The sequence below is a fragment of the Chitinimonas violaceus genome, assembly GCF_052601015.1.
In genome coordinates, this window is the sequence record NZ_JBQXDJ010000114.1 from 1 (window position 1) to 6672 (window position 6672).

At 56.3% G+C, this 6672-nt stretch carries 3 protein-coding genes and 2 pseudogenes; all 5 read right to left on the bottom strand.

Features of this window, described 5'->3' with window-relative positions:
- On the bottom strand, positions 1–1924 hold a 1924-nt coding region (locus ACUHMQ_RS19750), incomplete at its 3' end, for a calcium-binding protein (protein WP_445297176.1).
- A gap of 334 nt (positions 1925–2258) precedes the next feature.
- Positions 2259–3677 (bottom strand): HlyD family type I secretion periplasmic adaptor subunit, encoded by a 1419-nt coding sequence (locus tag ACUHMQ_RS19755; RefSeq protein WP_445297177.1) that lies wholly within the window; start codon positions 3675–3677, stop codon positions 2259–2261.
- 14 nt (positions 3678–3691) lie between these two features.
- A pseudogene (locus ACUHMQ_RS19760) lies at positions 3692–5565 on the bottom strand (ABC transporter transmembrane domain-containing protein).
- Positions 5566–5799: 234 nt separating this feature from the next.
- The gene (locus tag ACUHMQ_RS19765; protein ID WP_445297178.1) at positions 5800–6525 is read right to left on the bottom strand and encodes a calcium-binding protein; all 726 of its coding nucleotides are present in this window, start codon (positions 6523–6525) and stop codon (positions 5800–5802) included.
- A 39-nt stretch (positions 6526–6564) separates the two neighbouring features.
- Positions 6565–6672: pseudogene (locus tag ACUHMQ_RS19770) on the bottom strand (IS5/IS1182 family transposase); the annotation flags it as partial.

A 6672-nucleotide genomic window follows, 5' to 3' on the forward strand; every position in this document is an offset into this window, starting at 1 on the left:
GACGGGCTGGTTGGCAACAAAAGCGCGCTGGGGGACTGCAAGCATGACTGAACTCCGATAATAAGGAGTCAATCAGCTTGGACACTGTCCAGCGACGGCGATAGATGCTGGCCTCCGGGCATTTACGCACATAGACGTCATTGCCAGTTTCTCCTTCCATCCTATCGCGACCATCCTCCCCCACTAAGGTATCGCTGCCGGCATCGCCCACCAGATGGTCGTCACCGGTGTTGGCGACGTTGCCATAGCCGCCTGCCAGATAGTCAGCCCCATCGCCACCTTCGAGCTTGTCGTTGCCTGCACCGCCAAACAAGGTGTCGTTACCGGCCATGCCACGCAACAGGTCTCTGGTGGCGCCACCGACGAGCTGGTTGTTGTTGGCATCGCCATCAATCAACGTCTCAAAGCCACCTGGCACGTTCTGCGCAGCGATGATCTGCGCGATAACCGTTGCTGACAGGGCATTACCGCCTTTGGGTTGCACGTAGGCAATTGCGGCGTCGCCACCATTGAAATGGTTCAGTACCCGCACGCTACGGCTGGCGTCGTTTACCGCGCTGATGATCAGATCTTTGCCATCCTGCTTGAAGCTGAGCTGGGTACGGTCCAGTTCGGTGAAGAACAACCAGTCATTACCGCCCCCGGTGTTGTCGATCACATCGGTACCCCAGTTGCCGGTAAAGACATATTTGTCGTTGCCTGCGCCTGCCATAAGCCGGTCGTTACCCAGGCCGCCGGTGAGCTGATCGTCGCCGGTTCCACCTTGCAGCAGGTCATCGCCCAGGCCACCGTCGAGGTAGTCGTCACCTGCGTCGCCCGAAAGCACATCCGCGCCATCTTCACCAAACAGATTATCGTTGCCCGCACCGCCAAACAGGCTGTCGTTACCAGTCTGTTCGGCAATGCCGTTGCCACCCATCAGGGTGTCGTTGCCATCTTCGCCATACAGGTGGTCGTCTCCACTGAAGCCAAACAGTTTGTCGTTACCGGCACCGGCGCGAATATCGTCCGCATAGCTACGGTAACCCATCAGTACATCAGCCTGGTCGGTACCTAATGTGATGGTACGGGCTTCGATGGCGGCGAGGTCCAGTGTTACGCCATCGGCGAAAACCACCTTGTCAAGTTTGAAATGATCGGTAACGACATTGGTAAACCAGTTCTGGATTGTGATTTCGTCTGTACCATTGCGATGGCGCACGACCATATCGTTGCCGATGCGGTAGAAGTTCAGGTCGACCAGCGCGATGCCTGCCCCGAATGCCAGGGTGTCGATCGACGCGGGGATATTGCTGTGGGCCTCATTAGGCCGCGTTTCGATCAGTAGATCCTTGCCGTCACCCAGGTTGAAGACATAGGTGTCATCACCGTACGAGCCGTACAGGGTGTCGTTGCCTGTACCGCCTTCCAGGATATTGGCGTCGCGTTCCCATACGTTGTCTGAGGCAATCAGCACGTCATTGCCTGCACCGCCAACAAGGCTGTTTGAGCCATTATTGCCGCTCAGCCTGTCGTTCCCATCGTCACCTTCCAGGACATCATTACCATCACCGCCATTCAGTTGGTCGTCTCCGCCTTCGCCAAATAAATGGTCATTACCCTGGTCTCCCCAAAGCGTATCCGCACCCTGGCCGCCGTACAGATTGTCATTGCCTTGGCCCCCATGGATTTCATCGGCACCGCTATTGCCGTGGATGGTGTCGTCCCCAGCTGTGGGCGGCACGGTTGTTTCGGTAACAGTTGTGGCGGCCCAGTGCGGGCTATCGATTGGCTCGACAGTGCGTGCTGTATCGGCTGATGAGTTATCTGCGTCTCTGAAGAGACGGCGGTCATTGCTCGTATCCGTATCAAGGTAATCGGCAAATACAAGCTGGTCGGTGTGGCTGGGTGTTTGCGTGTTCGGTGTGCGGTAATAACTTGGCATGTGTGCTTTCTATTTATTTTGACCATGAAGCTATAGGACGGACTTCTGCAGATACTTACCCGCGTACTGTTTCTTTCTGGATACCTCCTGGTTATTCAAATGGCTGGGAGTGAAGAGTTGATTAGTCCTGCGTGTTCAGGGACTTTTGCAGTGACGCTACGTATTTCTTGGCGCGAGCGATGCTACACAGGCTGGTTACCGTGGGCATCCTTAAGACGGGGGAAGGCTAGATAAGCGTGGTGGTGTTTCCACATCTGTGGTGCTGGCCATGAATAGAGGAATAATGCAAAAGGGCCCAACCGGTTGGTTGAGCCCTCTTTTTCTTTCTTCAAACTTAACGTTCCCGCAAGCTCTCCTGCAGATGCTCGCTCAGCGGACTGAGGAAGTATTCGATCACACATCGTTTGCCGATCTTGATTTCCGCCGTTACCGCCATGCCAGGGCTGAGGTTGACCTGCTTGTTTTCGACGCGTACCGACGACTTATCGAGTTGTACGCGCGCGGGGTAGATCAACCCGCGTTTCTCGTCCTGTACCGCATCGTTCGACACGGTAAGCACCTTGCCGGACAAGGTGCCATATTTGGTAAAGCTGAAAGTCTCGACCTTGATTTCGGCTTGTTGGCCAGCATAAACAAAGCCGATATCCTTGTTTTCGATCTGAGCTTCCACCACCAGGCGGTCGTTTTGCGGCACTACCTGCAACAGTGGATCGGCTTCCTTCACCACCCCACCTACGGTATGAACAGCGAGTTGCTGCACCACACCATCCACCGGGGCCTTCAGCGTAAGCAGGGTGTTGCGCTGCTCGGCTTTGACCAATTCCTGCGTCAACGAGCTGGTCTTGATCTGCGCCTGGTTCAACTGGTCCAACGCGGTACGCTTGGCTTGTGCCAGCAGGCTGCTGCGCTCGCGCAGGTTTTGGGCAATCGCGTGGTCAAGCTCGCGTGATCGGCTTTGTTCGGTCGCCAGATCGCGCTGGGTTTCCATGAGGGCCTGTTCTTTTTCCAGCAAAGCATGCTTGGCCACGAAGTTCTTGTCTGCCAAGCCACGGAAGTCTTCAGCCCGCTGCTTCACAATAGGCAGGGTGTCTTGCAGCTTGGCAGACCGTTGCTGGCTGGTGGCGAGTTCGGCACGGCGTTGGGCAGTTTGCTCGTCCAGCGAGGCAAGTTTGGCCTGAAGCTCGGCATATTCGCCAGCCAGTAATCGCTGCTCGTCGACAACTGCTGCAGGGTCAAGACCTGGGGGCGGTTGTAATTGAGGCGATTGGCTTTTGTTGAGTGCCTCGATCATCGCTTGGGCACGCACAACCTGCAGTATGGCCGAACCACGTTCACTCCCAAGGCGGTCCCGGTCAGCCCCCGCGCTGGTCGCGTCGAGTTGCACCAGCGTTTCGCCTGTTCTGACGTGTTGGCTATCCCGTACCAGAATGCGCCGAACGATTGCCAGCTCGGGTGATTGGATTACCTTGGTGCGGTCATTGGGAATGACCTTGCCTTGGGCTACTGCTACGACGTCGATCTTGCCGAAGATGCTCCACAGTAGTGCGATCAGGAACAGGCTGATCATGACCTTGATGGTAAGGCGCGGAATAGGCGAGGGCGGTGTTTCCTGCAGTTCCAGTGCGGCAGGCAGAAATTGTGCCTCGTAGCCCAGTTTGGGCTTGGGTTCGAGTTGGTCGCGTATATCCCATGCGGCCTGCCAGACGGCGCGATAGCGTTGCAGCAGACCTTTGAAAGCTTCGAATTTCAACATGATGAATATCGCCCTTAACCTTGCTGCAAGCTGTGCAGGTGGGCGTAATACCCTTGTGGTTTGTTGACAAGGTCGTCATGGCGGCCTTCTTCAACGATTTGTCCTTTATCCACGGCGATGATGCGGTCCGCCATGCGCACAGTAGAAAGCCGGTGAGCGATGATGATGACGGTACGACCGCGGCTGATGGCAGCCATGTTGTCGCGGATAATGCGTTCAGATTCATAATCGAGTGCACTGGTTGCCTCGTCCAGAATCAGGATACGTGGGTTGGTGGCCAGCGCGCGGGCAATGGCGATGCGTTGGCGCTGTCCGCCAGAAAGCCCGGTGCAGTGTTCGCCCACCATGGTGTCGTAGCCTTCCGGCAGTTCAACGATGAAATCGTGCGCACCAGCCAGCTTAGCGGCTTGGATCACGGCTTCCATCGGCATACCGGGGTCGGCCAGGGCGATGTTGTCGCGCAGTGAACGATTGAAAAGCAGGTTCTCCTGCAGCACGACACCGACCTGCCGCCGCAGCCAGACCGGGTCGGCCAGCGCGAGGTCCACCCCATCGACGAGGACACGGCCACGTTCCGGCACATACAGGCGCTGGACGAGCTTGGTAAGCGTGCTTTTACCCGAACCGGAACGACCGACGATGTCGATCACTTCGCCCGGTTTGATATTCAGAGAGATGCCGCGAAGTATTTCCGGGCCATCAGGGCGATAGCGAAAGCCAACCTGATCGAAATCAATCGCACCTTGGATGGCCGGCAGGGCAGCACGGCTGGCCTGGGCAACTTCGGTACGGGTATTGAGGATATCGCCCAGCCGTTGCATGGAAATACCGGTCTGCTGGAAGTCCTGCCATAGCTGCGCCAACCGCATGATGGGCCCGGCAACACGGCTTGCCAGCATATTGAAGGCGATCAACTGGCCTACCGACAGATCACCATCAATCACCAGCTTGGCGCCCAACCACAGGGTGGCGACGGTGACGATCTTGCCGATCATCGAGACCACCTGACTTGCGATATTGCCCAGTTGGCCCACCTTGAAGCTGGCGGCCACATAGGCGGCAAGCTGATTGTCCCAACGCTCGATCACCCTGGGTTCCACAGCCATGGCCTTGATGGTTTCAACCCCGTTAACGGTTTCGACAAGGAATGCCTGGTTCTCGGCCCCTCGCGCGAATTTCTGGTCGAGCCGGGCACGCAAGACCGGGGTAATCATGAAGGACAGCAGGGCATAGCAGGGCAGGCTGAGCAGCACAATCAAGGTCAGCCAGGCGCTGTAGTAGAACATCACGGCAAGAACAACCAGGTACGTAGGCCAGTGAGCACCACTTCAAAAATCGACACCACCAGCAAACCCACCGCAATCACATCAAGCGTGGAAAAGCCGCGGTGCACCAGTACCTTGTCCATGACTACCTGGAAGAACAAGGGGGTGAGCAAAGCAATCAATTGCAGGATGAACGACACGAACAGCACTTCGCCCAGCAATTTGCGATATTTGACGACGGCGGGGATAAACCAGGTGAAGTCAAACTTGGCCAGTTCGCCAGCCAGCGAGGCACGTGACGCAAACAACAGCAGCCGGCCGCTCCAGCGTGTTATCAAAAGATCGCGGCTTATCGTTTCGGGTCGGCCCACACGTGGGTCTTGAATCAGGACCTGGTCCTCAGTAACCCGCGCGATAATGAAGTAACCACCGGCTACATCTTCTGCCAGCGCAGGCAAGGGCAGGGTGTCGAGTCTGTCGACCTTTGCATCTACCGCACGGGCTTTGAGACCAAGCTGCTTGGCGGCAAGCAGGATGCGGGTTTCATCAAACGCCACGCCGCCACCAAACTCATGTGCCAGTTGGGCAGGTTCTGCTGCAACCGCGTGAAACCGCGCCAGCATGACCAGCCCTAACAGACCGGAATCGACGGGTAGGGCGTTAGAGGGGGCATCGACAGAGGTGCCCTGAGAATCAGTCATGTATTTCACCAAAATCGCTGATAAATATAAAAATAGAGAACGCTTTGGCTACCTAAGTCTTTAGTAGACGGGGGGTAAGCCAATAAAAAACACAACCCGGGTCACGAACGACCCGGGTTGTTTGAACTACTAAGGCTTTGGATTAAGCGACGAGGGTTACATCAAGTTTGCTGCCATGACCTGCGTATAAGGCTCCTGTGTAGTCGTTCCCTGACCCAATACGCCTGCACCTTGCGGCGCAAAAGCCGACATGGCGCTGACCATTGAATTTAGTTGCTGGTCAACGCTATAGCCAGCGCCGTCCCTATAGCAAACGGCGACTTCCGGCTGGCGAGCCAATGGCGGCACATTACGGTCTCCCATGTAACAGACCGCAATTTCCGGCTCGTTAAGCGAACGCTTGCTACGGCTGACCGCGGCTGGGGCGGCAGCGGGTGCAAGCTTGGCTTCGATCTGGGTATTGGTCCAGCTTACCTTGTCGCTGAACATGAACCGCTCAACCCGGTAAGCCGACGCATTGGTGGCATCGAAGTACTTCTCTACCGTCAGCTGGTCGTTGGTGCCGTATTTGATCACTAGGTCGCTGCCCACTTTCTGTACCGCAGTCACTTCGGTAGACTTCACATCCTTGAACTGCACGTAGTCGGTATTGTTGGCCGTGGTGTCAAAGTCGAGGATGACGTCTGCGCCAGCACCCTTGGCCAACATATAGAAGTCGTTACCTGTTCCGCCTTCCATGCGGTCGGCGCCGTCTTCGCCACTCAGCGTGTCGTTACCGGCACCCCCAATCAAGGTGTCATCGCCAGTGTTGGCGACATTACCGTAGCCACCGGCCAGGTAGTCATCACCATCGCCACCTTCCAGCTCATCTGATTGAATTATTTAATGAAGAGATGACTTCAGCTAGGGTCTGTTGACGTTTCACATAGGTAGCCATAGAAACCCACAGGCCATGGAAACCATGCTTTCATAGTTCCGTTTCAGTTTGTCGAACCGGAACGCCACTGCACGGTAATGCTTCAGCCTCGC

What these genes read in the sequence shown, in the direction of transcription:
- ACUHMQ_RS19755 (WP_445297177.1), bottom strand. Translation starts at nt 3,677, where the DNA reads ATGTTGAAATTCGAAGCTTTCAAAGGTCTGCTGCAACGCTATCGCGCC.